This is a genomic window from Streptomyces sp. NPDC059900, from assembly GCF_050270335.1.
Taxonomy (GTDB): domain Bacteria; phylum Actinomycetota; class Actinomycetes; order Streptomycetales; family Streptomycetaceae; genus Streptomyces.
In genome coordinates this window covers 1-2,250 of record NZ_JBNNJZ010000905.1, presented here as the reverse complement: position 1 = coordinate 2,250, position 2,250 = coordinate 1, and the positions used below count along the sequence as shown (strand labels likewise).

Annotated in this window: 1 protein-coding gene and 2 pseudogenes; all 3 read left to right on the top strand. The window is 74.4% G+C overall.

Annotation, left to right across the window (positions count from 1 at the left end; genetic code table 11):
• Positions 1–740 (top strand): annotated as a pseudogene (locus ACQKIP_RS45540) (hypothetical protein); the annotation flags it as partial.
• A gap of 46 nt (positions 741–786) precedes the next feature.
• Positions 787–1,590, top strand: a complete 804-nt coding sequence (locus tag ACQKIP_RS45535) for a TIGR03936 family radical SAM-associated protein (protein ID WP_365857808.1) — start codon at positions 787–789, stop codon at positions 1,588–1,590.
• A gap of 236 nt (positions 1,591–1,826) precedes the next feature.
• Positions 1,827–2,250: pseudogene (locus tag ACQKIP_RS45530) on the top strand (Rne/Rng family ribonuclease); the annotation flags it as partial.

Sequence of the window (2,250 nt, the reverse complement as noted above, 5' to 3'; positions counted from 1 at the left end):
TGGATTGGCTGCTCAAGGCGGTCTTCGTGTGGCCGTGGGTGGGTCTTTGGCGCTATGTGATGGTGCCGGTCGGCAAGGGGCTCGCGTGGCTCGGGCGGATGCTCGTCGTGATCCCCGCCCTCTGGCTGTACGCGTCCGTGCTCACGCCGGTCGGGCACGCGATCGCGTGGCTCGCCGGGGGAATCGGGGCCGGGGCCGCTTGGCTCCTCCGGGGGATCGGGACGGTTCTCGGGGCCCTGGGGCGCTGGATTTTCGTCGTACCCGCCGTCGCCCTGTGGCGCTGGGTGCTCGCGCCCGTCGGCCGGGGCATCGCGGTCGTCGCACGTGAGATCTTCGACGCACTCGGACACGCCTGGCGGATCGCCGGACACATCTCGCTGGTCGTGGGCCGCTTCCTCGGCCGCCTGCTGCGCCGGCTCTTCGTCGACCCGGTGCGCTGGGTGTACCGCACGGTCCTCACCCCCGTCGGGCACGTCCTGCGCGACGGGGTCTGGCGGCCCGCGGCACAGGCCGTCAAGGACGCGGGCCGCGCCACCCGGCAGGCACTCGCCGCCGCCCGCCAGAGCGTGCGGGAGGCGCGGGCCGACGTACGGCGGATGCTGTTCGGGGCGCCGAAGGAGCGGGTCCCGGCGGGGGCGGTTCCGGTGGAGCCCGTGGCGGTGCCGGTGGCCCGGCGGGAACCGGACACGCCCGGGACACGTACTCTAGGTAGCAGTACGACCGCACTCACGAAGGACTAGAACACTGGGCAAGCGACAGCCCGAAGGCCCGCCGCCCGCTCCCGCGGTGCAGCGCATCCGACTGCGCTACACCAAGCGCGGCCGCCTCCGGTTCACCAGCCACCGTGACTTCCAGCGCGCCTTCGAGCGGGCGCTGCGCCGCGCCGAGGTGCCCATGGCGTACTCGGCGGGGTTCACACCGCACCCGAAGGTGTCGTACGCCAATGCCGCACCCACCGGCACGGGCAGTGAGGCCGAGTACCTGGAGATCGCGCTCACCGAGCCGCGTGACCCCGACAAGCTGCGCGAGCTGCTCGACGAGTCGATGCCGAACGGACTCGACATCGTCGACGCCGTCGAGTCCCGTACGTCGGGGCTCGCCGACCGGCTCACCGGATCCGTCTGGGAGCTGCGCCTGAACGGCGTGGAGCCCGCGGACGCCGAGCGGGCCGCCGCGGCCTTCCTGGCCGCGGAGACCGTCGAGGTCCAGCGCCGCGCGAAGAACGGCATGCGGACGTTCGATGCCCGCGAAGCCGTCGTGAATCTTGAGGCCATCGCCTCTGACGAGGCGATTGCTCACGACGCTGATAGGCCGACCGACCAGCCCTGTGCGATACTGCGGCTGGTTGTTCGGCACGTGACACCTGCCGTACGACCCGACGACGTCCTGTCCGGCCTCCGAGCTGTTGCCGACCTGGCGCCGCCGGTCCCCGCAGCGGTGACCAGGCTGGCGCAGGGGCTTCTTGCCGACGAGACCGGCACGGTGACCGACCCGCTCGCGCCCGACCGCGAGGCAGCCACGACCCCGATCGAGAACCAAGGGGCCGACGCAGCCGCCGCGAAGACGCCGGCGACGGAAGGTCCCGCGTAGGGACGCGCGTCGAAGCGCCGCCCTTGTACTCGGGAGCCACCTGGGTCGGGCAGCGCACTGACCGAGACTTTCGCCAGGCCGTCCGCATTTGGGCGTACGGAACCGGCGAGACAGACACATAGAGCTCCCGTGCGGCGCCCACGCCCCCGGATGGCGGCCCCGCGTAGGTGAGCGAGAGCCGCGGACATCACCGGACCAGGCGCGGCGCCCGGGAGCGTGACGGGAGAACCGCCCGCATGCTTGAGCCGAACGAACCCACTGAGGGCTCGGACAACACCACACCCAGCGACACCCTGCCGCCGCGCCGCAGGCGCCGTGCGGCGTCGCGGCCCGCAGGCCCGCCCGGCGGAGCCGCCGAGGGCACCGCTCCGGCCATACCGGCCACCCCCGCCGCCGAGAAGCCCGCCGAGGCCGCCGCTCCGGAACCGGAGCCCGCCGAGGAAGCCGCCCCCGCGCCGCGCCGCCGCCGTGCCACCCGCCGCGCCTCCGCGCCTGCCGGTGCGCCGCAGGGTGCCGAGGCCGCCACCGAGACGCCCGTCGCCGCCGAGCCCGCCGCGGCCGAGCCCGCCGCCGCCGAGGCCGAGCCCGAAGACACCACTCCCGCGCCGCGCCGCCGCCGTGCAACCCGTCGCGCCGCGCCTCCCGCCGGTGCGCCGCAGG